Annotated in this window: 22 protein-coding genes; 7 read left to right on the top strand and 15 right to left on the bottom strand. The window is 71.8% G+C overall.

From position 1 onward, the window contains the following. The first annotated feature begins 11 nt into the window (after positions 1–11). Positions 12–1,748: a metallophosphoesterase gene (locus ABZV06_RS03450; protein ID WP_355618257.1), complete on the top strand. Its 1,737-nt coding sequence runs from the start codon at positions 12–14 to the stop codon at positions 1,746–1,748. 130 nt (positions 1,749–1,878) lie between these two features. Here ABZV06_RS03450 and ricT read toward each other — a convergent pair whose 3' ends face one another. From ricT to tmk, 6 genes are all read right to left on the bottom strand, one after another. Then, a complete protein-coding gene (gene ricT / locus ABZV06_RS03445) occupies positions 1,879–2,718 on the bottom strand; it encodes a regulatory iron-sulfur-containing complex subunit RicT (protein WP_355235472.1) in 840 nt (279 codons plus the stop codon). Positions 2,719–3,058: 340 nt separating this feature from the next. Next, positions 3,059–3,739 (bottom strand): hypothetical protein, encoded by a 681-nt coding sequence (locus tag ABZV06_RS03440; protein ID WP_355235475.1) that lies wholly within the window; start codon positions 3,737–3,739, stop codon positions 3,059–3,061. Next, a complete protein-coding gene (locus ABZV06_RS03435; RefSeq protein WP_355235477.1) occupies positions 3,739–4,044 on the bottom strand; it encodes a hypothetical protein in 306 nt (101 codons plus the stop codon). Before ABZV06_RS03435 ends, ABZV06_RS03440 begins: the two co-directional genes overlap by 1 nt. 1 nt (position 4,045) lies before the next feature. Beyond that, on the bottom strand, positions 4,046–4,375 hold the full coding sequence (locus ABZV06_RS03430) for a YbaB/EbfC family nucleoid-associated protein (RefSeq protein ID WP_203122400.1): 330 nt from the start codon (positions 4,373–4,375) through the stop codon (positions 4,046–4,048). A 123-nt stretch (positions 4,376–4,498) separates the two neighbouring features. Continuing rightward, entirely contained in the window at positions 4,499–5,773 is a 1,275-nt protein-coding gene (locus ABZV06_RS03425; protein ID WP_355235480.1) for a DNA polymerase III subunit delta', read from the bottom strand. Continuing rightward, on the bottom strand, positions 5,773–7,863 hold the full coding sequence (gene tmk, locus ABZV06_RS03420) for a dTMP kinase (RefSeq protein WP_355235766.1): 2,091 nt from the start codon (positions 7,861–7,863) through the stop codon (positions 5,773–5,775). Before tmk ends, ABZV06_RS03425 begins: the two co-directional genes overlap by 1 nt. A gap of 317 nt (positions 7,864–8,180) precedes the next feature. Between tmk and ABZV06_RS03415 the strand changes: the two genes are divergently transcribed. Beyond that, the gene (locus tag ABZV06_RS03415) at positions 8,181–9,386 is read left to right on the top strand and encodes an amino acid deaminase/aldolase (protein WP_355618254.1); all 1,206 of its coding nucleotides are present in this window, start codon (positions 8,181–8,183) and stop codon (positions 9,384–9,386) included. A gap of 31 nt (positions 9,387–9,417) precedes the next feature. Here ABZV06_RS03415 and ABZV06_RS03410 read toward each other — a convergent pair whose 3' ends face one another. Next, complete coding sequence (locus ABZV06_RS03410) at positions 9,418–10,017, bottom strand: TetR family transcriptional regulator (RefSeq protein ID WP_355235769.1); 600 nt, start codon at positions 10,015–10,017, stop codon at positions 9,418–9,420. Between the two features lie 226 nt (positions 10,018–10,243). Between ABZV06_RS03410 and ABZV06_RS03405 the strand changes: the two genes are divergently transcribed. Then, positions 10,244–11,560, top strand: a complete 1,317-nt coding sequence (locus tag ABZV06_RS03405) for a D-arabinono-1,4-lactone oxidase (protein WP_355235486.1) — start codon at positions 10,244–10,246, stop codon at positions 11,558–11,560. A 44-nt stretch (positions 11,561–11,604) separates the two neighbouring features. Here the strand turns inward: ABZV06_RS03405 and ABZV06_RS03400 are convergent, their stop codons facing one another. From ABZV06_RS03400 to ABZV06_RS03370, 7 genes are all read right to left on the bottom strand, one after another. After that, positions 11,605–12,831: a CapA family protein gene (locus ABZV06_RS03400; protein WP_355618251.1), complete on the bottom strand. Its 1,227-nt coding sequence runs from the start codon at positions 12,829–12,831 to the stop codon at positions 11,605–11,607. A gap of 78 nt (positions 12,832–12,909) precedes the next feature. After that, positions 12,910–15,747 carry a type I DNA topoisomerase gene (gene topA, locus ABZV06_RS03395; protein ID WP_355618249.1) on the bottom strand — a complete coding sequence of 946 codons (2,838 nt, stop codon included), beginning with the start codon at positions 15,745–15,747 and terminating at the stop codon, positions 12,910–12,912. A gap of 335 nt (positions 15,748–16,082) precedes the next feature. After that, positions 16,083–16,646 carry a hypothetical protein gene (locus ABZV06_RS03390; RefSeq protein ID WP_355618411.1) on the bottom strand — a complete coding sequence of 188 codons (564 nt, stop codon included), beginning with the start codon at positions 16,644–16,646 and terminating at the stop codon, positions 16,083–16,085. A 191-nt stretch (positions 16,647–16,837) separates the two neighbouring features. Next, entirely contained in the window at positions 16,838–17,380 is a 543-nt protein-coding gene (locus tag ABZV06_RS03385; protein WP_355235495.1) for a hypothetical protein, read from the bottom strand. A gap of 101 nt (positions 17,381–17,481) precedes the next feature. Beyond that, on the bottom strand, positions 17,482–19,830 hold the full coding sequence (locus ABZV06_RS03380; RefSeq protein ID WP_355235498.1) for a sodium-translocating pyrophosphatase: 2,349 nt from the start codon (positions 19,828–19,830) through the stop codon (positions 17,482–17,484). A 322-nt stretch (positions 19,831–20,152) separates the two neighbouring features. Continuing rightward, entirely contained in the window at positions 20,153–20,590 is a 438-nt protein-coding gene (locus ABZV06_RS03375) for an ATP-binding protein (RefSeq protein WP_355235500.1), read from the bottom strand. After that, the gene (locus ABZV06_RS03370; RefSeq protein WP_355618246.1) at positions 20,587–20,943 is read right to left on the bottom strand and encodes an STAS domain-containing protein; all 357 of its coding nucleotides are present in this window, start codon (positions 20,941–20,943) and stop codon (positions 20,587–20,589) included. Before ABZV06_RS03370 ends, ABZV06_RS03375 begins: the two co-directional genes overlap by 4 nt. Before the next feature lie 131 nt (positions 20,944–21,074). Here ABZV06_RS03370 and ABZV06_RS03365 point away from each other — a divergent pair, with 131 nt between their 5' ends. The 3 genes from ABZV06_RS03365 to ABZV06_RS03355 all read left to right on the top strand — a co-directional run bounded on the left by ABZV06_RS03365 (position 21,075) and on the right by ABZV06_RS03355 (position 24,535). After that, on the top strand, positions 21,075–23,417 hold the full coding sequence (locus ABZV06_RS03365) for a DEAD/DEAH box helicase (RefSeq protein ID WP_355618243.1): 2,343 nt from the start codon (positions 21,075–21,077) through the stop codon (positions 23,415–23,417). A 102-nt stretch (positions 23,418–23,519) separates the two neighbouring features. Next, complete coding sequence (locus tag ABZV06_RS03360) at positions 23,520–23,723, top strand: hypothetical protein (protein ID WP_355235508.1); 204 nt, start codon at positions 23,520–23,522, stop codon at positions 23,721–23,723. Positions 23,724–23,956: 233 nt separating this feature from the next. Beyond that, on the top strand, positions 23,957–24,535 hold the full coding sequence (locus ABZV06_RS03355) for a hypothetical protein (RefSeq protein ID WP_355235511.1): 579 nt from the start codon (positions 23,957–23,959) through the stop codon (positions 24,533–24,535). A gap of 339 nt (positions 24,536–24,874) precedes the next feature. Here the strand turns inward: ABZV06_RS03355 and ABZV06_RS03350 are convergent, their stop codons facing one another. After that, positions 24,875–25,093, bottom strand: a complete 219-nt coding sequence (locus tag ABZV06_RS03350; protein ID WP_355618240.1) for a hypothetical protein — start codon at positions 25,091–25,093, stop codon at positions 24,875–24,877. A gap of 283 nt (positions 25,094–25,376) precedes the next feature. Between ABZV06_RS03350 and ABZV06_RS03345 the strand changes: the two genes are divergently transcribed. Continuing rightward, a complete protein-coding gene (locus tag ABZV06_RS03345) occupies positions 25,377–25,574 on the top strand; it encodes a hypothetical protein (protein WP_355235515.1) in 198 nt (65 codons plus the stop codon). Positions 25,575–25,613 lie beyond the last annotated feature (39 nt).

The following is a 25,613-nucleotide window of genomic DNA, read 5'->3' as shown; positions in this document are numbered from 1 at the left end:
CGCTGCGGCGGGTGACTGACGAACGCGACGATCACCCAGGACCGGCGGAGGAACAACCCGACGGGGAGCCGGCTCCTCGCCGCCCGCGCTCGACCGATCCGCTCGAACTGGGCTTCACCCCGCGCAAGCCGGTGCCGTGGCTGGCGCCGTTCCTGCTGATCAGCACCGGCATCCGGACGCTGCTGGCGATCCTGTTCGGCGCGTACCTCGACAAGCGCGAGTTGCAGAACGCCTTCGGCGACGACATCTTCCGGCAGGCCGGACCGGACGGTGGGCTCTGGCTCGACTACGTGGCCGACCTCGGGGACGGCTTCCACGCCACCTACTCCGTCGCGTACCTGCTGGCGCAGCCGGAGCTGACCGTGGACGGGCACCGGCTGCCCCGCGCGCAGACACTCGTGATGGGTGGCGACCAGGTGTACCCGTCGGCGGCCTACGCGGAGTACGAGAACCGCTGCAAGGGCCCCTACCAGGCCGCGCTGCCGGCGACGCCGCCCGACCGTCCCACGTTGTTCGCGGTGCCGGGCAACCATGACTGGTACGACGGCCTGACCGCCTTCCTGCGGCTGTTCGTCCGCTCCCGGGACCGCAACTTCGCCGGCTGGCGTACCGGGCAGTCGCGGTCGTACTTCGCCGTCGAGTTGCCGGCCGGATGGTGGCTGCTCGGCGTCGACGACCAGTCCGGCTCGTATCTGGACGACCCGCAGTTGGCCTACTTCGACGAGGTGGCCCGGCGCCTCACCCCGGAGTCGAAGGTAATAATTGCGACGCCGTCGCCGACGTGGGTGAAGGCCGCCGACAGTCCGACGGCGTACGACTCGATCGACTACTTCGTCCGCACGATCATCGACCCGACGGGTGCACAGGTACGGCTGCTGCTCTCCGGCGACCTGCACCACTACGCCCGCTACACCGGACCCGAGCGGCAACTGATCACCTGCGGTGGCGGCGGGGCCTATCTGTACCCGACGCACAAGCTGCCGAAGCGCATCGAGGTGCCACCGCGCGACACGCTGGCCCGGCGGGCCAGCCGCACCCAGGCGTACGACCTGGTGGCCCGCTATCCGGACGTGGCTCGCTCGCGCCGCTACGGCTGGGGCATTTTTCCTCGACTGCCGTTCCGCAATCCCGGCTTCACCACGCTGCTCGGCACCCTGCACACCCTGCTGATGCTCGCGATGGCGGGCGCGACGGCGAACTGGGCCGACAGCAGCGATCAGCGACTGTTCAGCGTCCCGCTGGTGATGATGGTGCTCGTGACGGTGATCGCAGCGGTCCTGTTCGCCAAGCCGCCCAGCGCCAGCGGCAAGCGGCACGCGCGGCACTGGCTTCTCGGCGTCGGCCACGGTGTGGCCCATGTCGCCCTCGCCGCCGGCGGCGCCTGGGTCTGGTTGGCCCTGCCGTTCTACGACTGGCCGTGGCCGCTGCCGGCGGTCGCCGCAGTGGTGCTGTACGGCCCGGTCATCGGCCTGGTGGCGAGCCAACTGGTGGCGGCGTACCTGCTGGTGGCGAGTGCGTTCGGGGTCAACGTCAACGAGCTGTTCGCCGGCCAGGGCATCGAGGACTCCAAGTCGTTCCTGCGGCTGCGCATCGACCCGGACGGCACGCTGACCGTGTACGCGATCGGCGTCGACCGGGTCTCCCGCGACTGGCAGGTCAATCCCGACCAGTCCCCGACGGCAAGCTGGCTGCTCCCCAAAACCGCCCTGACCCCGCACCTGACGGAACCCCCGGTGGTCCTCACCTGACCCACTCCGCCGTCCCGCCTAGCTGATCATGAAGTTATTGCCCCGACACGCCGACAGTGGTGGCAATAACTTCATGATCAACCGGGAGCGGGAGGGGAGCCGGGAGGGGGCGCGGGGGGCGCGGGGGAGGTTAGGGGGTGTAGTGCTGGTCGTGGGCTTGGCGGGGGGCGCAGACGGAGGCGCGCGAGCAGGAGCAGCGGGAGCCGTCGGCGTCGAGGCGGACGGTCACCGCATCACGGGGCACGCTGTGTCCTACCACTCGGCCAGCACCCTCGGGCGTCGTCACCCGACTGCCGACGGCGGGCGCGGTCTCCTGGAAGCGCTGGTACAACGGGTGCTCGTACTTGAGGCAGCACATCAACCGACCGCATGCCCCCGAAATACGCAGCGGGTTCAGCGGCAGGTCCTGATCCTTGGCCATCCGGATCGTCACCGGCTCGAAGTCGGTGAGGAACGTCGCGCAGCACAGGTCCCGGCCGCACGACCCGATGCCGCCCTGCACGCGGGCCGAGTCGCGCGCCGAGAGCTGGCGCAGCTCGACCCGACAGTGCAGGGTGGCGCCCAGGTCGCGGACCAACGAACGGAAGTCCACCCGGTGCGGGGCGGTGAAGTAGACGGTGCTGCGCTCGCCACCGCCGTCGGCGGAGCCGAGCACGTGGTCGACGGCCACCACCTTCATCGGAAGGCCGTGCGCGCGGATCAGCCGTTTCGCCGCCACCTTCGCCTCGGCCTTGCGGCGACGCAGTGCCTCGTCGCGGCGTAGGTCGTCGTCGCCGGCCACGCCCACGAGCCGGGGGAAGCCGTCGGTCTCCTCGCTCACCCACTGAGCGGCCCAGACGCACTCGGCCACCTCGGGCCCGTCGTCGGTCGGCACGAGCACCCGGTCACCCACCTGCGGACGCAACTCGCCCGGGTCGAGGTAGTAGAGGCGCCCGTACCGGTTGAAGCTGACCGCGCAGAGCATGCCCATCCCCCCACCCTACGACGGATCACCGCAAAGGACGCAGCGGCCGATGCCTCGGCCGCCATTCATGACCGTCGACTCGACCGATTGCCGAGCCACCCGTCGTGCCGATGACCCTCGCCCAGACGGTTGAATCCGCGCCCCAGGAGGGGACAAACGCTCGCGAGCGGCGTTGAGTGGAGGCAGACCTGCGGGGGGTGCAGGGGGAAGACCACGGCGTCGCCGTGGGCGCCGACTCTGCTCAGGCGCCCACGAGCGACGCCGTGGCCTGTCCGCGAGCGAGCCCCATGGCCGGACCGAGCCACACACCAGGGCCGGAGCGCGACGACGTCGTGGCCGGATCTGGCTACCAGCCGACCCGGGTGGGCTGGTCGTAGCGGGGGCGGCCCTGGGTCGTCGGCCGCCAGGTGGACTCGGCCAGGCTCGGTGCCCACTGGCGCAGCAGGGTCTCGGCACCGTCGTACGCCACGCAGAGCACCGCCAGCACCCGCGCGGCGATCTCGGCCGCGTCGGCGACGCCCGGCCCGACCGGCGTCAGGCGGGTCGGTGGACCTGCCGCGGTGGCGGCGACCACGGCCACCGCCTCGGCCGAGCGCAGCACGTCGGCCACCGTCCGGGCGAGGGCAAGGCGGCTGCCCTCCACCCAGTCGGCGAGCGCGTCGGCGTATCCGGCGGTGGAGTCCATCCGGCCGACCAGGCTCTCCGGACCTTCGTCCAGGTGGCGCAGCAGCGCGGCACGCTCCTGCCCGTACGCCGAGGCGGCCGGCCCCGACCAGAGCACCGGGTCGGTGAGCGCGGCGCCGACATCGTCGTACCCCCGGACCAACCGGCGCACGGCGTGCCCGGCGCTGGCCAGCGGCGCCGGGTGCAGGTCGAGGAAGCCCCGGACGGCGTCGCCCGGCAGCACCTGCATCCGGCGTAGCAGCGGCCAGACCCGGTGGCCTTCGGGGACGCCGGCCGCGAGCAACGCGTCCACCCGGCGAAGCAGATCGAGGCCGGGTTCGGCGAGCCGGTCCAGTGGATCCATCACGGCTCTCCGGTGATCCGGCGTCGTGCCGCGCGGTCGACCTCGGCGTAGCGGTCGGCGGCCTCGCGGACCGCCGAGGCGGCGGCGGCGAGCCGGCCGGCGGCGGCTCGCGCCTCGCGGGCCCGGTCGTCGGTGGCGGCGGCCCACTGGCGGTACAGCGCGCGACCGATCTCGCCGGGGCGACCCGGGGCGTCCGCGCCGAACGCGGTCTGGGCCGGATCGCTGGCGGTGACGGTGTGGGACAGGGTGGTGAGCGTGGCGCTCGCCTCGTCCAGGCGGGCGGAGAGGGCGCGCAGTGTGTCCATCTCAGGCCCCCGCGAGCGGTCGGTAGGCGGCGAACGTCTCGTTGTGCAGCTTCTCCCGGGCCCACTCGGCGGCGTCCGCCGCCGCGGTGACAGCGGCCTGCACCGAGCCGGCCACGTCGCGCGGGCTGCGGGCGTGCAGTGGCCCCAGGAACCGGACGTCGGTGATCCGCCCGCCGGCGGTGACCACCACCTCGACCAACCCGTCCGGTGATCGGACGGTGACCTCGACCGTCGACACGGCCTGGTCGAACTCGGCCTGCAACGACTCGATACGGCGGTAGCGCCGCACCGCCTCCTCGATCCAGGCCTCGTCGATCTCCCCCCGCGGCATCGGCGACTCCTCCCGGATGGGCCATCACTGAGCGTGCTGTCGCCGTCACCACGGCACACCGGACCGTACCGCACACCAATCGCGCGTGTCGATGGCTGTGGACAACCGGGCGGGAGCTGCGGCTCAGCCCTTCCAGAGGGTCAGCATCATCGCCTCGACCGCGATGCGCGGCTTGACGTTCGCCTCGATCGCCGCCCGGCAGGCGAGCACGGCCTCCAACCGGCGCAGCGACCCCTCGGCGTCCCACTTCTGGGCTCCGGCGGCAGCGAGCGCGGCGGTGTCGGTGTGCACCGCGTCGACCGGGGCGCGCAGCGCCATGGTGAGCGCGTCGCGGTAGAAGCCGGCCAGGTCGACGAGCGCCCGGTCCAGCGCGTCGCGTTGGGCCCGGGTGGCCCGCGACTTCTGCCGCCTCTCCAGTTCCTTGAGCTGCCCGGCGGCACCCCGGATCGCGCCGGCCGCGCCCCGGCCGGTGCCGCCCGCGCCGAGCGCCGTCTCCAGCGCGGCCCGTTCGGCCGTGTCGGCCTCGGCGACCGACGCCTCGGCCTCCGCCTCGGCGGCCTCGATCAGCGCGGACGCCGCGTCGAACGCCGCGCCCACGCCGGTCAGCCGGCGCGGTACGGCCAGCACCGCCTCACGCCGCTTGCGGGCCTCCGGGTCGCGGGCGAGCCGGCGGGCCCGCCCCACGTGGCCCTGCGCGGCCGACGCCGCCCACTGCGCCACGTCGGGCGCGATGCCGTCCCGACGGACCAGCACCTCGGCCACCGCGGTAGCCGGCGGCTGCCGCAGGGGTACGACCCGACAGCGCGACCGGATGGTCACCGAGATGTCGTCCGGGTGGGTGGACGGGGCGCAGAGCAGGAAGACAGTCCGTGGTGGCGGCTCCTCGATGGCCTTGAGCAGCGCGTTGCCGGCCGCTTCGGTGAGCCGGTCGGCGTCCTCGATGACCACCACCTGCCAGCGCCCGCCGGACGGGGTGCTCGCCGCCCGCAGCACCAGCGCGCGCATCTCGCCGACGCCGATGGAGAGCCCCTCCGGCACCACCAGCCGGACGTCGGCGTTGGTCCCGCCCATCGTGGTGTGGCAGCCGGGGCACTCGCCGCAGCCGGTGCCGTACGTGCACTGCAGGGCTGCGGCGAAGGCGCGGGCGGCGACCGAACGGCCGGAGCCCGGCGGCCCCGTGAAGATCCAGGCGTGCGTCATCCCGGTGGACGGGTCCAGCACGCCGGGCTCGGCGTCACCGGCCTTGGAAGCAGCCTCGCTGGGAAGGCCGACAGCGACCAGCGCGGGTGCCCGGTCGGCGGCACCGGCGGCCAGCACGGCTGCCGCCGCGCCGGCGGCCCGACGCAGTTCGGCGACCGCCTCGTCCTGGCCGACCAGGTCGGCGAAGACGTCCGGCATCAGGTCTTGTGCTCCATCGTCACCAGCTCCGCGTCGGATAACTCCGGCTGCACCGAGGTGTCCGGGCCCTGCGCGGGCCGGGGGTGCACGATGCCGCCCGGCTTGCCGAGCATCTCCCGCACCCGCCGGACCACGAGCTGAGTGATCTCGTCGACCGGCTGGGACGCGTCGAGCACCAGGTAGCGCTTCGGATCGGCGGCGGCGAGGTCCAGGAACGCGTAGCGGACGCGCTCGTGGAAGGCGATCGACTCCGCCTCGAGCCGGTCGGTGCCCGCGTTGCGCGAGGCCACCCGGGACAGGCCGGTCCGCGGCGCGACGTCGAGCAGCACCACCAGATCCGGCTTGAGCCCGCCGGTGGCCCAGGAGGAGAGCCAGGAGACCTCGTCGACCGGGAGCGTGCGCCCGGCGCCCTGGTACGCGAGCGACGAGTCGACGTACCGGTCACTGATCACCACGTCGCCACGGACCAGCGCGGGCCGGACGACGGCCGCCACGTGGTGCGCCCGGTCGGCGGCGTAGAGCAGCGCCTCGGCGCGCGGGGAGGGCGCCTCGTCGCCGGAGGTGTCCAGCACCAGCGACCGGATCCGCTGGCCGACGGCCGTGGCCCCCGGTTCGCGGGTGACCAGGACATCGCGCCCCTCGGTGCGCAGCCGCTCGGCGAGCGCGGTGAGCTGGGTGGACTTGCCGGCGCCTTCGCCGCCCTCGAACACCACGAAGAGCCCGGCGGAGACGAACGGCTCGGAGGGCATCAGCGGGCGACCCCGGATCGAGCCCCACAGGTCGGCGAGGACGGGGACGCCCTTCTTGTCGTCCATCTGGCCGAACGCGCTGATCCCGGCGAAGATGCCGGCGGCACCGGCGGCGAGCAGCAGCAGGCGGGTGGAGGAGACGGAGATGCCGAGGTCGGCGATTGTCAGTTTGCGGGAGCCGCCGACGCCGACCAGGACGCTGCTCAGCCCGATGGCCAGGATGAGCACCAGCCGGGTGCCGATCTGCACCACCGCGAACACCCGGCCACGCACCTCGTCGGCCACCTCGCCGCCGAGCAGCGTGGTGCCGGCCAGGAAGGCCATGCCGGCACCGGCGCCGACCAGCACCGCGCCGACGATCGCCATGGACAGGTGGATGGCGAAGGCGAGGGTCATCACGGCGGCGCTGGCGAGCACGATGCTCATGCCGAACCACCGGCGCCGGGACATCTCCTTGACGATCATCGGACCCAGACCGATGCCGAGGGCCAGCCCGAGGAACATGGCGCCGAAGAGCAGCGAGAACGCGGCATCGCCAGCGCCCAGCGAGTTGGCGAAGAACTTGGCCGTGCCGACCACGATGCCGCCACCGGCGAACGCGCCGAAGATGCCGAGCACCAGGCCGCGGACGAGCGGGGTCTGGCCGATGTACTTCCAGCCCTCGGAGAACTGCCGGAACATGCTCTGCTCGGCACGCTCGACCTCACCGCGCTGCGCCTCGCTGATCTCCTTGATCCCGAACGCCACCACAAGCGCGGTGGCGAGCCGGGAGAAGGAGTTGATCCAGAGCGCGAGCTGGGCCGGCTCGGCCCAGGAGGGCAGGTCGCCGCCGACGGCACCACGGACGCCACGGTCGAGCACGGCCAGGCCGACGGCGGCGGCGATCGGGGTGAGGCCGTACGTGGTGATCAGGGTGAGCTGGTTGGCCGCCTCCAGCCGGGCCCGCGGGATCAGGTTCGGGACCGCGGCCTCCTTGGCCGGGATCCAGAGCAGGGTGATCGACTCGATCAGGAAGGTGGCGATCAGCGCCCAGCCGACCACCAGGCCGCCCGCGGCACCGCTGAGGGCGTAGAGCGGAATGGACGCGAAGAGGACGAAGCGCAGCAGGTCGCAGATGACCATCGTCCAGCGTCGGTCGAACCGGTCGGCGAAGACGCCGGCCACCGGGCCGAGCACCAACGCGGGCAGCAGCCGGATCGCGGTCACCCCGCCGAACGCGGCGCCCTGGGCGGTGCTGCCCTGCACCTGGGAGGCGGCGAACAGGGCGGTGGCCAGCAGACCGAGCCAGTCGCCGAAGGAGGCCGCGCCGAGCACGATCCAGAGCCGCCGGAACGGCCTGATCCGCAGAACCGAGCGGATCGCGGCGTAGCCGGACGGGTCGACCTGACCGGAGCTGGACTGGTTGGCGGCGTTGCCCGACTGGTCACCCGCGCGCGACACGCCGGGCGACTCGCCGCTGTTCTGGCTTTCGATGGCCGTACCTCCACGTGCCGGCCCATCGCTGGGCACCCCCGGTGCAACACTCTAGACCCGGTGGGGGCCGCCCCACCGGCGACATTCTCCTGCTCGCTGAGCCTAGGCTGCCGAAGGCGTCGACCGCAGCCCAGGACGTATGCGAGGGTATTTCGCATTCTTCGTCGGACAGTTAGCGTGCACACGTGGCCATCGAAAGCGACAAACTGCGCGAGCGCCTGGACCGGGCGACCGCCCATCTCGACCCCCCGTACGCCGTGGTGGATCTCACCGCCTACGACAGCAACGCGGCGGCCCTGGCCGACCGCGCCGCCGGCAAGCCGATTCGGCTGGCCAGCAAGTCGGTGCGCAGCCGGGACCTGATCGGCCGGGCACTCGCCCGAGAGGGTTGGCGGGGTGTCATGGCGTTCACCCTGCCCGAGGCGATCTGGCTGGTCCGGGCCGGCCTCAGCGACGACGTGCTGGTGGCGTACCCGAGCGCCGACCGGGCGGCGCTCGCCGAACTGGCCGCCGACCCGACACTCGCCGAGGCGATCACCCTGATGATCGACGGCACCGGCCAACTCGACTTCGTCGACGCCGTCCGCGCCCCCGGGCAACGCGCCGAGCTGCGACTCTGCCTGGACCTGGACGCCTCCTGGCGACCGCTGCGCGGGGTGCACGTCGGCGTCCGCCGCTCACCGGTGCACAGCGCCCGGGCGGCCGGCGCGCTCGCCGCCACCGTCGCCGGCCGCGCCGGCTTCCGGCTGGTCGGGCTCATGTCGTACGAGGCGCAGATCGCCGGCCTGGGCGACGCGCCGCCGGGGCGGGCGCTGCTGGCCGGCGCGATCAGGCTGGCCCAGCGAGGCTCCTACCGCGAGCTGCTGGCCCGCCGTGGTGCGGCGGTGGCGGCGGTACGCGAACACGCCGACCTGGAGTTCGTCAACGGCGGCGGCACCGGCAGCGTCGCGGCGACCAGCGCCGATCCCGCGGTCACCGAGGTCACCGCGGGATCGGGCCTGTACGGGCCGACGCTGTTCGACGCGTACCGCGCCTGGCGGCCCACCCCGGCGGCGTTCTTCGCCTGCGCGGTGGTCCGCCGACCGACGCCGGAGCTGGCGACGGTGCTCGGCGGCGGTTGGATCGCCTCCGGCCAGGCCGCCGACAGCAGGCTGCCCCGACCGTGGCTGCCGGCCGGTCTGAAGCTCGTCGGCACCGAGGGTGCCGGCGAGGTGCAGACCCCGCTCTCCGGCGCGGCGGCGGCCACCCTGCGCGTCGGTGACCGGGTGTGGTTCCGGCACGCCAAGGCGGGCGAGCTGTGCGAACGGGTCAACGAGCTGCACCTGGTCGAGGGGGACGCGATCGTGGCGACCGTGCCCACCTACCGGGGCGAGGGCCACGCGTTCCTCTGAGGGCCAGCCCGCCCAGCCCGCCGCCGCTTGGTCAGGCGGGCTGGGCGGCCTCGGCGGCCTCGGCGGACCGCTCGCTGTCGCACCCGTCGACCTGCCGGTGCAGGTACTCCCGGATCAGCGCCTTCGCCTCGAGCAGGACTCGCTCGTCGCCGTCGGACTTCCGCCGGAACGCGAGCTTGATCAACGCGTCGGCGGCCTCCACCGCGATCTCCAGGACGAAGCGCAGCTTCGGCACGTCGGTCAGGCCGAACCGCTCGGTGAGCACCCGCGCCAACTGGTCGGCGATGACGCCGTTGTTGTCGCGCTGCTCGTCGAGCAGGTGCAGGTCGACCACGTCGCCGAAGTGCAGGGTACGAAAGCCGGGAACGGTGCGGTGCATCGTGATGTACTCGTCGATCCCCGCGTCGACGCCGTCCCACCAGTGGGTCATCTCGTCGGAGGCGAATCGCTCGTCGAGCCGCTGCAGGTAGGACTCCATCGTGCGCAGGGTCAACGCCTGCACGATCGCCCGCTTGTCCGGGAAGAACTGGTAGACCGACCCGATCGCCACTTCGGCGCGCTCCGCGAGCAGGGTCGTGGTCAGCCCCTCGTACCCCACCTCGTCGACGAGTTCGGCGCAGGCGTCCAACATGCGCTGTACCCGCGCGACACTTCGACCCTGCACCGGTACGCGGCGCAGCGGCCCGGTCGTGGCGGCTGGTGTGGACACTCGGTGCCACCCCCCTTCGACGGATGAACATATCTCCACGTCACGAGTCCGTGACTACCGGTACAACGAGCGGACTGCAATTGCGGTATTTACCAGGGACAACGTTCCTGATATGAAGTCAGTTCATATTCATGAATGGGGAGAGCAGATGGTCGGCACCGCACCGCTCACCGCTCGCTGGTCCAACTGGGCAGGCAACCAGAGTGGCAGCGCCACCGCCGTCCTGCGCCCCGGCTCGCCGGACGACGTCGCCGAAGCCGTCCGGGACGCCGCCGCCACCGGAGGCCGAATTCGCGTCGCCGGCAGCGGCCACTCGTTCACCGCCGTCGCCCTCGCCGACGACCGGCGGATGGAGTTGTCCGAGCTGGAGACCAGCGTCAGCGTCGATGTCGCGCGCCGACTGGTCACCGTACCGGCGGGAATGACGCTGCACACGCTCAACGGGCTGCTCGCCCGGCACGGTCTGGCGCTGCCCAACCTGGGCGACATCGACGCGCAGACCGTCGCCGGGGCCATCTCCACCGGCACCCACGGAACCGGCGCCGGCTACGGCTGCCTCTCCACCTTCGTCGAGGCTCTCACCCTGGTCACCGGCACCGGCGAAGTGCTGCGCTGCTCCGCCGACAACAACCCAGACGTCTTCGCCGCCGCCCGGGTCTCGCTCGGCGCGCTCGGCGTCCTGGTCGAGGTGACACTGCGCTGCGTCGACGCCTTCGTCCTGCACGCCCACGAACGTCCCGCCGCCCTGACCGATGTGCTCGGCGACCTTCCCGCGCTGATCGGTCGGCACGACCACGTCGAGTTCTACTGGTTCCCCTACACCTCCCGGGTCCAGGTCAAGGCCAACGACCGATCGCCCGCGAACGACCGTCCGCTGTCCCGCTGGCGCGGCTGGCTGGACGACGACTTCCTGGCCAACAGGGTCTTCGCCGGCGCCTGCCGTCTCGGCCGCGCCGTACCGGCCCTCGCGCCCGGCATCAGTGCCGTATCCGCCCGCGCGCTCACCGAACGGCGGTACACCGGACGCTCCGACCGGGTGTTCTGCACCCCGCGCCGGGTGCGCTTCGTCGAGATGGAGTACGGCCTCCCCCGCGAGGCCCTGCCCGAGGCGCTGACCGCGCTGCGGCGGATCGTGGACGGGCTGCCGTTCAAGATCCTCTTCCCGGTCGAGGTGCGGTTCACCGCCGCCGACGACATCTGGCTGTCCCACGGCTACGGCCGGGACAACGCGTACGTCGCCGTGCACCAGTACGTCGGCATGCCGTACGAGCCGTACTTCCAGGCCTTCGAGAGGGTCGCCGCGGCACTGGGTGGTCGCCCGCACTGGGGCAAGCTGCACTACCGCGACGCGGCGTCACTCGCCGAGGCGTACCCCCGCTTCGCCGACTTCCAGGCCGTCCGCGACCGGCTGGACCCCCACCGCGTCTTCAGCAGCCCGCACCTGGCCCACGTCCTCGGGGCCTGACGGCGCGGGCTGGAGCCCGAGGGGCCGCGCCCCCGGCGGTGGTGTCAACCGCCCGACACCACCACCTGGTCCGGGCCGGCACCCAGGGCCCGGACGTAGCCGACCACCCGCTGGTACGCCGCCCGATAGTCGCCCCGCAGACCTGGTGGAGTGCCCGGGTCGGCAAGCGCTGCGGTCAGGTCGACCAGCCGGAGGGCCGGTGCCAGGTCGGTCCAGGTTGGCAGTGCCTCCATCCGGGTCACCGTCCAGCGCCCCGAGGCGGTCTCGGTGAAGGTCGCCCGGACCATCACGCCCTCGCGGTTGTCGTCGATCGGCTCCTCGTGCCGGGCCAGTTCGTTGCCCATGCCGAACACCACCCACTTGTCGCCGAAGCGCTGGAACGGCTGCACCGCGTGGGCGTGATGGCCCAGGATGAGGTCCACGTCGGGCGAAGAGATCAACTGCCGGGCCCAGGCCCGCTGGTCGGCGTCGGGCAGGTGCTGATACTCCGTACCCCAGTGCAGGCTGAGCACGACGATGTCGGCGCCGGCGGCGCGCGCCTTGTGGGCGGCGGCGAGGATCTTGGGCGGATCGATCAGGTTGGCCAGCCACGGCTGGCCCGCAGGGCGGCTCAGCCCGTTGAAGTTCAGGCTGTACGACAGGTGGGCGACGCGGACGTCGCCGACCTGGTAGATCCGGGGCCTGGCCGCTTCGGCGGCGCTGCGGGCGCTGCCGGTGTGCCCCAGCCCGGCGGCGTCGAGTGCGCGGATTGTCCGGGCCACCCCGTCGGCGCCCTGGTCGAGAGTGTGGTTGGAGGCGGTCGAGCAGCCGTCGAATCCGGTGGTGCGCAACCCGTCGAGCACCTGCGGAGGCACGTTGAACGACGGATAGCCGGCGAACGGGCCGGCGGGATCGGCCAGTGGCGTCTCAAGGTGGCACAGCGCCAGGTCGGCGTCGCGGACCGCCGGGGCGACCCCGGCGAACATCGGGGCGAAGTCCATGCCCCCGGCACGGGCACCGTCCCGGCGCGCCTGGTCGGTCACCGCTGGATGGATCAGAACGTCACCCGCGGCGACGAGTCGCACGGTCCGCCGGCCGGCGGGATCCCGGGTCGGCCCGGTGGACGGCGCGTCGGCGGCGGTCTGCGGGGGATTGTGCCAGGCGGTGGCCCCGGCCGGCTGGGAACTCCCGGCATCCATCGCCGAGAAGCCGACTGCGGCCACGGCGAGCAGCAGCGCTCCCGCCGAGGCGCCGACGAGAACCCGGCGACGTGGGGCAGTGTAGGCGAACATCCCCTCACGTTAGGGGACCTCCACCAACCGCCTGTCCCAAATAGGACATTTCACCCACAGGGACAGGGGTGGCGATCGTCACTCCTGGGCGGGCCTGGCGGCGGCCTTCTTCGGGGCCGCCTTCTTCGCCGGGGTCGCCTTCCTGGCCGCCGTCGCCTTGGCGGTGGTGGTCTTCTTCGCGGCGGTGGACTTGCTGGCGGCGGCCGTCTTCTTGGTGGCCGTGGCCTTCTTGGCGGGTGCCTTCTTCGCCGCCGCCTTCTTGCGCGGCGCCGGACCCTTGGCACGCTTGTCGGCCAGCATCTCGGATGCTTCCTCGATGCTCAGCGCCTCCGGAGTCTGGCCACGCCGAAGGGACGCGTTGAACTCGCCATCGGTGACGTACGGGCCGAAACGCCCGTCCTTGATCACCAGCGGCTTCTCGGTGAGCGGGTCGACGCCCATCTCGCGCAGGGGCGGTGCGGCGGCCCGCCGGCCACGGGTCTTCGGGGCGGCCAGCAGGGCCAGCGCCTCGTCCAGGGTGACCGTGAACATCTGCTCTTCGGACTCGAGCGAGCGGAACTCCTCGCCCTGCTTCACGTACGGGCCGTAGCGACCGTTGTTGGCGAACACCTCGACGCCGTCGGGCGCGACGCCCACCAACCGGGGCAGGCTCAGCAGCCGCAGCGCCTCGTCGAGGGAGAGCGAGTCCGGCGTCTGCGAGCGCAGCAGCGAGGACTTGCGCTCGCCGCTGGAGACGTACGGGCCGTAGCGGCCGGACTTGAGCACGATCGGCTCGCCGGTCGCCGGGTCGTCGCCGAGCTTGCGCTCGCCGCTGCCGCCCAGGAACAGCTCGTGCACCTTCTCCGGGGTCAGCTCGTCCGGGGCGAGGCCCTCGGGGATCGGCGCCCTGTCACCCTGCGGGCTGGCCTCCTCGCCCTGGGGCGGAGCGGCCGGCGTCTCGCCGGGGACCGCCCGCTGGAGGTACGGCCCGTACCGGCCGACCCGGACGACGACCTCCCGGCCGTCCTCGTCGGTGAAGAGCGGGATCGAGTTGACGCTGCGCGCGTCGATCTCGCTCAGGTCCTCGGTGACCAGCTTCTTGAGCCCACCGGAACGGGCGATGTCCTGGTCACCGGCACCGTTGGAGCTGCCGAAGTAGAACGCGGTGAGGAAGTCGACAGCGGCGTGGTCACCACCGGCGATCTCGTCCAGCTCGTTCTCCATGCTGGCGGTGAAGTCGTAGTCGATGAGGCGGGGGTAGTGCCGCTCCATCAGCCCGATCACCGCGAACGCCAGGAACGTGGGGATCATCGCCTGGCCGCGCTTGGTGACGTACCCCCGGTCCTGGATCGTCTGCATGATCGACGCGTAGGTGGACGGGCGGCCGATGCCCAGCTCCTCCAGGGCCTTGACCAGCGACGCCTCGGTGTAGCGCGACGGCGGCTGGGTGTGGTGGCCCTGCGCGGCCAGCTCGTCTGCGGTCAGCGGCTGGTCCTTGACCAGGGTCGGCAGCCGGCGCTCGGCGTCCTCGGCCTCGGCGTTCTCGTCGTCGCTGGACTCGACGTACGCGCGCAGGAAGCCCGGGTCGGTGATGGTCTTGCCGGTCGCGCCGAAGTCGGCCTCCTCCTGGGAGGTGGAGACCGCCCGGATGCGCACCGACACGCTGGAGCCGACCGCATCGGTCATCTGCGAGGCGATCGTGCGCCGCCAGATCAGCTCGTAGAGCTTGAACTCCTCGGCGGACAGCTCCTTGGCCACCTCGCCCGGCGTGCGGAAGTTGTCTCCCGCCGGGCGGATCGCCTCGTGCGCCTCCTGCGCGTTCTTCACCTTGCCGGTGTAGCGGCGGGGCTCCGGCGGGACGCTGCGCTCGCCGTACAGCTCGACGATCTGCCGGCGGGCCGCCGAGATGGCGGTCTCCGACAGGTTGACCGAGTCGGTACGCATATAGGTGATATAGCCGTTCTCGTAGAGCCGCTGCGCGGTGCGCATCGTCTGCTGCGAGGACAGGCGCAGCTTGCGGGCCGCCTCCTGCTGGAGGGTCGAGGTGATGAACGGCGCGTACGGGCGGCGCCGGTAGGGCTTCTCCTCGACCCGGGTGACAGTGAACGGCCGACCTTCGAGTCGGGCCGCCAGCCCACGGGCGCCGCCCTCGTCGAGGTGCACGACCCCCGCGCCGGCACGGACGCGGCCGGTGGTCGGCTCGAAGTCCTTACCGGTGGCGATCCGGTCGCCGTTCAACGCGATCAGGGTGGCGTTGAAGTTTCGCGGCCCCTCGCCAGCGTCCGCCACGGCGAGCGTGGCCAGGATGTCCCAGTACTCGGCGGTGCGGAACGCCATCCGCTGCCGCTCCCGCTCGACCACGATCCGGGTCGCCACGGACTGCACACGGCCCGCCGAGAGCTTCGGCATGACCTTCTTCCACAGCACCGGGGAGACCTCGTAGCCGTAGAGACGGTCGAGGATGCGCCGGGCCTCCTGGGCGTCGACCAGGTCGCGGTCGATCTCGCGAGGGTTGGCCACGGCAGCCTGGATGGCCGGCTTGGTGATCTCGTGGAAGACCATCCGCTTGACCGGCACCTTGGGCTTGAGCGTCTCGACCAGGTGCCAGGCGATGGCCTCGCCCTCGCGGTCCTCATCCGTGGCCAGGAAGATCTCGTCGACCTCCTTGGCGAGCTTGACCAGCTTGCTGATCTGCTGCCGGCGGTCGGCGGAGACGACGTAGAGGGCATGGAAGCCGTTGTCGACGTCCACCCCGAGGCGGGCCCAGGACTCGCCCTTGTACTTGGCCGGGACGTCAGCGGCGTTACGCGGCAGGTCGCGGACGTGACCGAAGCTGGCCTCCACGACGTACCCCGGGCCGAGGTAGCCCGAGATCGTCTTGGCCTTCGCCGGTGACTCGACGATGACCAGACGGGTGGTTCCAGCGTTGCTCGGCACGTTTCTCCCCGACCTCACTCCTGCTCGTGGCCTGCCGGCGCCTACGACAGCGACCGCTCTCGACCCCGCCGTGGCACCGGCGATCCGGATGTCCAACGTAACGCGCCGTCCGCGTTTCGGGTTTCGCGGGCGGCAATCCGCTGCGGCGCGACGGTCGAATCCGTCCGCCGTGCTCGACACTGCCAGACGGCGCCACGGTACACCGTGGGTAGGGCTCGAAGCGGGTCACTGTGACGATGGCGGGCCCTCAACCAGCCCGTCCAAGCCCAGCTGTCCAACACCGGACACCCCACCCCACGCCGCCCCCGCACGCCTCGGGCCCGGCGCGGCGACGGTTACGGCCAGGCGTCCGCCGGTGCCGCCGTCGGCGGTCCCCCGACCAGTTCGGCGAGCCGCGCCAGGCGGCGTCGACCGGTGATCCGGTACGCCGGGCCGCCCTCGGCGGGGCCGAGCAGCGTGCCGGCCAGGCCGGCGGCGGTGAGCGCGGCACCTATCGCGTCCCACGACTCCTGGTCCCCCGCGCCGAGCCCCAGCAGGAAGCCGCTGGGCGGCTCCGGCGTCCCGGCGGCGGCGACCCAGAGCCGCAGCCGTCGGCCGGTCAGGTGGAAGGCCTCCGGCGGACGCTTCGCCGGACCGTGCAGCCAGGCGACCGCGAGCGGCTTCAACAGCCGGGTGTACGACGTACGCACGGCGTGTCGCTGGTCCTCGGTCGGTGCCCAGGTCGCCGCCAGCCCGCGCAGCGCCAACTCGGCGACGAGCACGTGCACCCGCCAGGCGGCGTCCACCCGCACCGCGAGGCGGGCGGTGCCGCCCATCCGGACGACCTCGCCAGGCCCGGCGAGCAGCCCGGCCAGGTCGGCGACCACCGGCTCGGCGGCATCCGCGCCGAAGAAGACCAGTTGCCGCCCGGCGTCGTCGGCCCGGGGTGGCGCGGGGTGGCTCGACTCCGACCGGTCAGGATCACCGCGCCGCCGGCTCGGGCCCGACGTCGCCGGGCGGGTGTCCGACGGGTCGGCGCGCGACGGGTCGGGCTCGGGTACGGGGAACAGCGCCGGCAGCGACTGCGCGGCCGGCGTGTCACCGAGCCCGTTCAGCGACACTCGGGCACCTCGTCGAAGGCCTTCTTCAGCTCCTCGGAGTTGAGCTTGCTGGTGTCCAGCGCGCTGGCGTCGTACTCCTTGTTCAAGGTGTCGACGGCGGTCCGCACGCCGTCGTAGAAGGCGGTGGGTTCGCCGGTGCCCAACCCCGCGATGGTGGCCCGGGCCCGGCCGTAGGCGTCCCGCATCTTCTCCAGGGACCCGCGGAAACCGGCGGAGATGGCCTCGCCGTTGTCGGTCTCCGGGACGCCTGCCTGCTCGACCTTGCGACGCGCGGTCTCGCTGGCCTGTTCCGCGCCACCGAAGAGCCGCACCAGATTCTCCTTGGCCTGTGCCGGAGTGGTCTGCGCCGTCATCTGCTGGTCGGTGCTGCTGGTCAACTTGCTGATCTCGGAGCGCCACGGGGTGAGCGCGCCGCAGACCGACGCCGCCCAGGCCCGTGGGCTGGGACCACCGCCGCAGCCAGCGAGGACGACGACGAGCGTGGCCAGGACCACCGTGAGCTTTCCGGCGGCAGACGCCCGGCACGTACGCATGCGTTGCAGCGTACGACCTTCAGCCAGGTGTGGCACCGGTCCAGATGGCCACGGTCCCCGCCCGACGGGTGCGTCGAGCGGGGACCACGGTGCCGCTGGTGTCAGGCGTTGACCGTCTCCGACCGGTGGTCGGCGCTGCCCGCGCCGGTGTCGGAGTCGTCCATCGCGATGCCCTTGCGCTTGCTGAAGACCACCGACGCCACGATGATCAGCGTCGCGACCAGCGCGATAGCGACCCGCAGGCCGACATTGCGGTCGTCACCGACGCTCCAGGCCACCACGGCGGGGGCGATCAGCAGCGAGACCAGGTTCATCACCTTGATCAGCGGGTTGATGGCCGGGCCGGCGGTGTCCTTGAACGGGTCACCGACGGTGTCACCGATGACCGTGGCGGCGTGCGACTCGGAGCCCTTGCCGCCGTACGCGCCGTCCTCGACCAGCTTCTTGGCGTTGTCCCAGGCCCCACCGGAGTTGGACAGGAACACCGCCATCAGGGTGCCGGCTCCGATCGCGCCGGCCAGGTAGGAGGCCAGCGCGCCCGGGCCGAGGCCGAAGCCGACCGCGATCGGCGCCAGGATGGCGAGCAGGCCGGGGGTGATCAGCTCGCGCTGTGCGTCCCGGGTGCAGATGTCGACGACCTTGCCGTACTCCGGGCGCTGGGTGCGGTCCATGATGCCGGGCAGCTCACGGAACTGCCGGCGAACCTCCATCACGACCGCGCCCGCCGAGCGGGACACCGCGTTGATGGCCAGCCCGGAGAAGAGGAAGACGACGGCCGCACCGATGATCAACCCGACCAGGTTGCGCGGGTTGGCCACGTTGAGCGAGTTGAGGATCTCGGTCCCGACGTCGCCCACACCGGCGTCCGCGTACGCGGTGCGCAGGGTGTCCGTGTACGAGCCGAACAGCGCGGTCGCCGCGAGCACCGCCGTGGCGATCGCGATGCCCTTGGTGATCGCCTTGGTGGTGTTGCCGACCGCGTCCAGCTCGGTGAGGATGCGTGCGCCGTGCTCGTCGATGTCGCCGGACATCTCCGCCACGCCCTGGGCGTTGTCGGAGATCGGCCCGAAGGTGTCCATGGCGACGATGACGCCGACGGTGGTGAGCAGGCCGGTGCCGGCCAGCGCCACCGCGAACAGCGACAGCGTGATCGAGCTGCCGCCGAGCAGGAACGCCCCGAAGACGCCGGCGCCGATCAGCAGAGCCGAGTAGACCGCCGACTCCAGGCCGACGCTGATGCCGGCGAGGATGACGGTGGCCGCACCGGTCTGCGAGCTCTTGCCGATGTCCTGCACGGGTCGCTTGTTGGTCTCGGTGAAGTACCCGGTCAGCGCCTGGATCGCCGCGGCGAGCACGATGCCGATCACCACCGCGCCGATGGCCACCAGGCGCGGGTTGCGGTCGACGTCGGTGAGGCCACCCTCCAGGTCGGCGAAGCTCGCCGGCAAATACGTGTACGCGGCGATCGCCACCAGCACCGCGGAGATCACGGCGGAGATGTAGAACGCACGGTTGATCGCGGTGAGACCGTTGCGGTCGGAGGCGCGCAGCCGGGTGATGAACACGCCGACGATGGCGACCAGCACGCCGATGGTGGAGATGATCAGCGGGAAGACCAGACCGTCCTCGCCGAACGCGGCCCGTCCGAGGATCAGCGCGGCCACCAACGTCACCGCGTACGACTCGAAGAGGTCGGCGGCCATGCCGGCACAGTCACCGACGTTGTCGCCCACGTTGTCGGCGATGGTGGCGGCGTTGCGCGGGTCGTCCTCGGGGATGCCCTGCTCGACCTTGCCAACGAGGTCGGCGCCGACGTCGGCGGCCTTGGTGAAGATGCCACCGCCGACCCGCATGAACATCGCCAGCAGGGCGGCGCCGAAGCCGAAGCCCTCCAGCACCGTCGGCGCGTCGCCCCGGTAGACCAGGACGACGAGCGCGGCGCCGAAGAGGCCGAGACCGACGGTGAGGAAGCCGACGACGCCACCGGTCCGGAAGGCGATCTTCATGGCCGCCTCGCGGCCACCCTGTCGCTCCCGGGCGGCGGCGGCCACGCGCAGGTTCGCGCGGGTGGCCAGCCACATGCCGGCGCCACCGATGGACGCGCTGAACACGGCGCCCACCACGAAGAAGAGCGAGCGGCCGAGCTTCACGGCCATCTCGCTGCCGTCGGTGTCGTGCACCGGCAGCAGGAAGAGCAGCACCACGGCGACGACGACGAAGATCGCCAAGGTGCGGAACTGGCGGAGCAGGTAGGCCGAGGCGCCCTCCTGGACCGCCCCCGAGATCTCCTGCATGTTGGTGGTGCCCTTGCCGGCTGCCAGCACCGTCTTCGTCAGCGCGGCCGCGAAGACGAGCGCCACCAGCGCGATGACCGCGGCGATGACGACGTACGTGACATTGCTTCCGGTAAGGGAAAGCCCGCCGCCATCGGCGGCCAAGGTCTCGGACATCTGCGTCCTCCTGTTACCGAACACTCGCGTCGACGGGTGGAGACGCACCGGTCGACGCCTGGATGCGGACTCGCAAGCGCGCGCCAACCCACCCCAGCGGACCAGCGATAACCACCCATACCCGCTGGCTGCGCGTTGGATCACTTGCTGACAACCCGGGTACTGTAGCCCTCCACAGTGTTCGAGGTCACACCGAGGTAGCACCGTGTCGTGATGATCTTCATCGCTGTGTTATGAAACGAAATCTGATATAGGGCCCGATCCATGACGACAAGGCCGCATCCCCGACGGGGACACGGCCTTGTGCGCAGTCGTTGCAGGGTCAGCGCCCGACGGGCCACACCATCCGCACCTCGGTGCCGATGCCCTCGTCGACCGGACGTACCTGAAGGTCCTCGACGAAGCCCGCGAGCAGGGCGAACCCGACGCCTGTGGTCAGCGCCTCGTCGGTCAGCGCCTCGTCGGCCAACTCGTCCGGCGGCAGTGCCGTCAGCCCGATGCCGGCCTCGATCGGCGCCCGGTCCACGACCCGCACCGCGTACGTGCCGCCGTCGGACATCTCCACCAGCACCGGATCGGCCAGGCCGTACTGCCGGTGCAGGGCGACCGCGCGGGTGCACGCCTCACCGATGGCCAGGCGCACCTCGTCCAGCAGGTCCTCGCGGACACCGGCCCGCCGCGCGACGGCCACGCCGACCAGTCGGGCGGTGCGCACGTGCACCGGTGCCGGAGAGAAGGAGAGCCGGACCGTCGCCATCACGCGTTGGCGCCGCTCGGGCCCGCACCGACCGCTGCCTCGACCGTGGCGTGCAGCGGGAACACCTGGTCCAGCGCCGTGATCCGGAAGATCTTGAGTAGCGGCTCCTTGTCACAGACCAGGGCGAACGATCCGCCGGCCGTGCGCAGCCGCTTGTGCGCGCCCACCAGCACGCCCAGCCCGGTCGAGTCGAGGAAGTCCACCCGCCCGAGGTCCACGACCACGTGCCGGGCACCCCCGTCGATCAGCTCGAGGAGACGTTCGCGGAGCCGGGGCGCGGTGTAGACGTCCACCTCACCGCCGACCTCGAGCACCGTGTGCTCGCCCACGGTGCGCGTCGCCAGCGACAGCTCCATCGGTCCTCCTCGCCAGAGCCGTAAACTCTCCTGGGCATCTAACCACTACCGCCGGGACACCCTGCGGTCACCGGCGGAGGCTTTCCCTTACCCCCGGGCCCGACTTTTCATCTCCGAACACCAGTGCGAGAGTGCAGGACGTGACTTCCTCCCCGCCGGTCGACCTGCTGCGCCGCTTGCGCGCCCGGGGCGCCGGCGACCCGGTCACCCACGTCGAGCGGGTGCCGGCCCGCGTCGGGGTGCCCGCCGCCTGGCCGGACTGGGCACAGCCGGAACTACGGGCGGCGTTCGCCCGCCGCGGCGTCGTCGCGCCCTGGCAGCACCAGGCCGAGGCGGCCACCCTGGCGTACGGGGGCGGCCACGTGATCGTCGCCACCGGCACCGCGTCCGGCAAGTCCCTGGCGTACCAACTCCCGGCGCTGGCCACCCTGCTCGCCGACCCCCGGGCGACGGTGCTCTACCTGGCGCCGACGAAGGCACTCGCCGCCGACCAGTTGCGGGCCGTCGCGGGCCTGGAACTGGAGGGGGTACGCCCCGCCTGCTACGACGGGGACACACCGCGCGCCGAACGGGAGTGGATCCGCCGGCACTCGCGTTTCGTGCTGACCAACCCGGACATGCTGCACCACGGCATCCTGCCCGGGCACGCCCAGTGGTCCGGTTTCCTGCGCCGCCTGGCGTACGTGGTGCTCGACGAGTGCCACACCTACCGGGGCGTGTTCGGCTCGCACGTGGCGCACGTACTGCGCAGGTTGCGGCGGCAGTGTGCCCGCTTCGGCGCCGATCCGGTGTTCGTCCTCGCCTCGGCCACCTCGGGCGACCCGGCCACCGCCGCCGGCCGACTCACCGGCCTGCCGGTGACCGCCGTCACCGAGGACACCTCGCCGCGCGGCGGCGTGACCTTCGCGCTCTGGGAGCCGCCGCTGCTGCCACCCGACTCGGGCACCTCCGCACCGGTCCCCCCGCAGCCGACAGGCGACCACGACGACCTCCGGCAGGTACGCCGCTCGGCGCTGCGCGAGACAGCGGACCTGCTCGCCGACACGGTCGCCGAGGGCGTACGCACGCTCGCGTTCGTCCGTTCCCGCAAGGGCGCCGAGGTGGTGGCGGCCAACGCGCGCCGGGCGCTCGACGACGCCGTGCCCGGGCTCGGCGACCGGGTGGCCGCCTACCGGGGCGGCTACCTGCGCGAGGAGCGGCGCGAGCTGGAACGGGCGCTGCTGCACGGCGACCTGCTCGGCCTGGCCTCCACCAACGCGCTGGAACTGGGCGTGGACCTGGTGGGGCTGGACGCGGTGCTGATCTGCGGCTACCCGGGCACCCGGGCGTCGCTGTGGCAGCAGGCGGGCCGCGCCGGGCGTTCCGGCCAGGAGGCCCTCGCGGTGCTGGTGGCCCGCGACGACCCACTGGACACCTACCTGGTGCACCACCCGGAGGCGATCTTCGGTGCGCCCGTCGAGGCGACGGTGCTCGACCCGGCCAACCCGTACGTGTTGGCCCCGCAACTGGCCTGCGCCGCCGCCGAGGCACCGCTCACCCCGGCCGACCTGGCGCTCTTCGGCGACGGGGCGAAGGAGGCCATCGACCAGTTGGTCGAGGCCGGCGCGCTGCGGCAGCGGCCCACCGGCTGGTACTGGCGGCATCGCGAGCGCCCGGAGGTGGACCTGCGCGGCGAGGGTGGCGCCCCGGTCTGCGTGGTGGAGTCGTCCACCGGCCGGTTGCTCGGCACGGTCGACGGCAGCTCGTCCCACTTCCTGCTCCACCCCGGCGCGGTCTACCTGCACCAGGGCGTCTCGTACGTGGTCGACGAGCTGGATCTCGCCGACGGCTGCGCGCTGGTGCACGTGGAGGAGCCGGACTGGTCAACCCATGCCCGGGACGTCACGGACCTGTCCGTGGTGTCGGTGCGCTCCTACGTCGACGCCGGGCCGGTCGGGATGTTCCTCGGCGAGGTGGACGTCACCAGCCAGGTGGTGTCGTACCAGCGGCGCAGGATCGCCACCGGCGAGGTGATCGACACCCGGCCGCTGGACCTGCCCACCCGGGAGCTGCGCACGGTCGCCGTGTGGTTCACGCTGTCCGAGCGGTCGCTGGCGTCCGCCGGGGTGCAGACGGCCGACGTGCCGGGTGCGCTGCACGCCGCCGAGCACGCCGCGATCGGCCTGCTCCCGCTGATGGCGACGTGCGACCGCTGGGACATCGGCGGCCTCTCCACCGCCCTGCACCCGGACACCGAGGCGCCGACGGTCTTCGTCTACGACGGGCACCCGGGCGGCGCGGGCTTTGCGGAGCGGGCCTACGGGACGGCTTCGGCGTGGCTGCGGGCCACCCGGGACGCGATCGCGGAGTGCGGCTGCGACACCGGTTGCCCGTCCTGCGTGCAGTCACCGAAGTGCGGCAACGGCAACAACCCGCTCTCCAAGCCGGACGCGATCCGGGTCCTCGACGTGGTGCTGGGAAATCTGCCCGCCTGAGGCATCTTGCATGAATCCCGGCTGCACTGGGCACAATGATGTGGGAGCGCTTCCATCGATGCTTGTGTTGTAGTAGTTCGCCCCCGTGCCCGAGGAGAAGCCGTGGCCGACACGATCGCCGAGACCGTCGACCTGCTCTACACCATCGACCAGGAACACCTCACCCTCGACCAGCAGATCGCGCTCGGGTCCGCGCTGGCCGCGCTGGCTCAGGCAGAGCGGCTGGAGCAGATCAACGAGCGGCTGCGCGGCATCCACCAGGTGCTCAACACCTGGTCGTTGCGCTCGACGGTGGACGGCCGCTAAGGCCGTGTGTGACCGGTCCGGCCGGGCGGACCGGTCAGCTCAGCTGATCAAGGGTGTACTGGGCGGGTCGATCGCGTCGGGGTGAGCCGGCCGGGTCGGGCCGGTCAGCGTGAGCCAGCCGCAGCGACGCTGGCAGGGTCGGGGTGGCCGGCGGATTTGTCGGTCGGGGCACGGGCCGACGGTGGTTGCCCGGCTGTGCGAGACTCCGGCGCGACACCCTTTGAGGAGATTAGATGCAGCTCGACAACTTGCAGACCCTGCAGCAGTTCCACATCCGCCAGCGGCTGCGGATGATGGTCAACCAGTACGAGGTCCGGGCGGTCGCGCCCGACGGCAGCGAGGGCGAGTTGCTTGCCTTCGCGCAGCAGAAGCGGCTCGCCTTCAAGGAGCAGGTGACGATCTACACCGACGACTCCAAGCAGCAGCCCCTGCTCGGCTTCAAGGCCCGCCAGCGCCTCGACCTCGGTGCCACGTACGACGTCACCGACGCGGCCGGCAACCCGATCGGCTTGTTCCGCAAGGACTTCGCCCAGTCCCTGCTCCGCTCCACCTGGCACGTCGAGCAGGCCGGCCTGCCGCAAGTGACGGGTCAGGAGCGCAGCCTGCCGGTGGCGCTGCTGCGCCGGTTCGTCGACTCGCTGTCCTGGCTGCCGTACCACTTCGACTTCCTCGCCGGCGGCCAGCCCGCCTTCTCGGTGATCAAGAAGTGGGGCCTGCGCGACAAGTACGTGGTCGAGGTGCAGAACCCGCAGATCGACCGCCGCCTGGTCATCGCCATGGCCGTCGCCCTGGACGCGCTCCAGTCCCGCTGACGCATCCTGCTGGCGTTTCGCCGCCCACCCCTCGACCGCTGCGCTTTGCTCTGCTTCAGCCGAGGAAACAGTTGGCGTCCGGTATCCGGACACCGGGTGTTGCCTATGGTGAAGCAGAGCAAAGGGGACTCAGAGGCAGCTTGGTCCGCCGGGCCGGTGAGCCGAATCCGCCGGCCCGGTCCGCCGAGTTCCCTGGAGTTGCGCTACCGCCGCGTGGCGACTAGCTGCCGCACTCAACAAGGTCGGACTCGCCAACGGACATCACGCGCAGCATCAGCGCCCGGTCTCCCGTGAACTGCGGCGAACAGGTGGCCCCGATAAACACGACGTCTCCCGGCTTCACGCCACCCACCCGAGGAACCGGCGGCACACGGCGTCGGCAGGCGCCCAGGTCATGTCCTGCGCAGCTGCGGTGAGGTGCGACCCCGTGTAGATCCGGAGGGCTACCGGCGACGAGGCGTACTCCCCCAGCAGTTCCAGGCGGCGCGTCGAACAGGGCCAGGCCCGGTCGCACACCTCGCACAGCCACAACGGGAGCACCGGCCCGTGCGTGGTCATCAGGTCTCGCCTGGCCAGTGACCCCGGTTGATCGGGATCTTGTGCCTCGCCCGGCAGGGCAACTCGTTCCCGCACTTGCAAACGTTCCGCCACTTAATCCACGACCACACCGGCCTATGCCTGCGAGCCAGGGTCATCGCTACAGCCGTCAGATACTCGGCAAAAGAAACGCGTCGCGTCATTCACCCATGGCAACACAAGGGGTTGCATGAGGGCAACCCCCTGGGGGGTTGAACTACCCAGTTTAGTCTGGTTCAACTCCAAGGGCTCCTACGGTCGAGATGTGGAGTTGCTTGGGCTCGATGAGATCCGCGACTTGCTTGGAGGCATCAGCAAGCAACGCGCCACGATCATCGTGGGCCGCAAGGGCTTCCCCGACCCCCTCGCCACCTTGAGCATGGGCCGCGTCTGGGATGGCAAGGCCGTCCGCGCTTGGATCGCCAGGAACCGGCCAGCCCCGACCGACGACATCCCGGACTGACTAACGCCGCTGTCGGACTCGTCCGATGCCCGCGCTCCG

Source organism: Micromonospora sp. NPDC005172 (genome assembly GCF_040608555.1).
Classification (GTDB): Bacteria; Actinomycetota; Actinomycetes; order Mycobacteriales; family Micromonosporaceae; genus Micromonospora.
Note: the sequence above shows the minus strand (reverse complement) of the source record. Positions and strands in the feature narration are given on the sequence as shown.

Bases quoted from the DNA above. Each gene is read 5' to 3' on its own strand.
- ricT (WP_355235472.1), bottom strand. From the start codon at position 2,718: ATGGGCATGCTCTGCGCGGTCAGCTTCAACCGGTACGGGCGCCTCTAC.
- ABZV06_RS03440 (WP_355235475.1), bottom strand. From the start codon at position 3,739: ATGGATCCACTGGACCGGCTCGCCGAACCCGGCCTCGATCTGCTTCGC.
- ABZV06_RS03435 (WP_355235477.1), bottom strand. From the start codon at position 4,044: ATGGACACACTGCGCGCCCTCTCCGCCCGCCTGGACGAGGCGAGCGCC.
- ABZV06_RS03430 (WP_203122400.1), bottom strand. From the start codon at position 4,375: ATGCCGCGGGGGGAGATCGACGAGGCCTGGATCGAGGAGGCGGTGCGG.
- ABZV06_RS03425 (WP_355235480.1), bottom strand. From the start codon at position 5,773: ATGCCGGACGTCTTCGCCGACCTGGTCGGCCAGGACGAGGCGGTCGCC.
- ABZV06_RS03410 (WP_355235769.1), bottom strand. From the start codon at position 10,017: ATGTTGGACGCCTGCGCCGAACTCGTCGACGAGGTGGGGTACGAGGGG.
- ABZV06_RS03405 (WP_355235486.1), top strand. From the start codon at position 10,244: ATGGTCGGCACCGCACCGCTCACCGCTCGCTGGTCCAACTGGGCAGGC.
- ABZV06_RS03400 (WP_355618251.1), bottom strand. From the start codon at position 12,831: ATGTTCGCCTACACTGCCCCACGTCGCCGGGTTCTCGTCGGCGCCTCG.
- ABZV06_RS03385 (WP_355235495.1), bottom strand. From the start codon at position 17,380: ATGCGTACGTGCCGGGCGTCTGCCGCCGGAAAGCTCACGGTGGTCCTG.
- ABZV06_RS03380 (WP_355235498.1), bottom strand. From the start codon at position 19,830: ATGTCCGAGACCTTGGCCGCCGATGGCGGCGGGCTTTCCCTTACCGGA.
- ABZV06_RS03370 (WP_355618246.1), bottom strand. From the start codon at position 20,943: ATGGAGCTGTCGCTGGCGACGCGCACCGTGGGCGAGCACACGGTGCTC.
- ABZV06_RS03355 (WP_355235511.1), top strand. From the start codon at position 23,957: ATGCAGCTCGACAACTTGCAGACCCTGCAGCAGTTCCACATCCGCCAG.
- ABZV06_RS03350 (WP_355618240.1), bottom strand. From the start codon at position 25,093: ATGACCACGCACGGGCCGGTGCTCCCGTTGTGGCTGTGCGAGGTGTGC.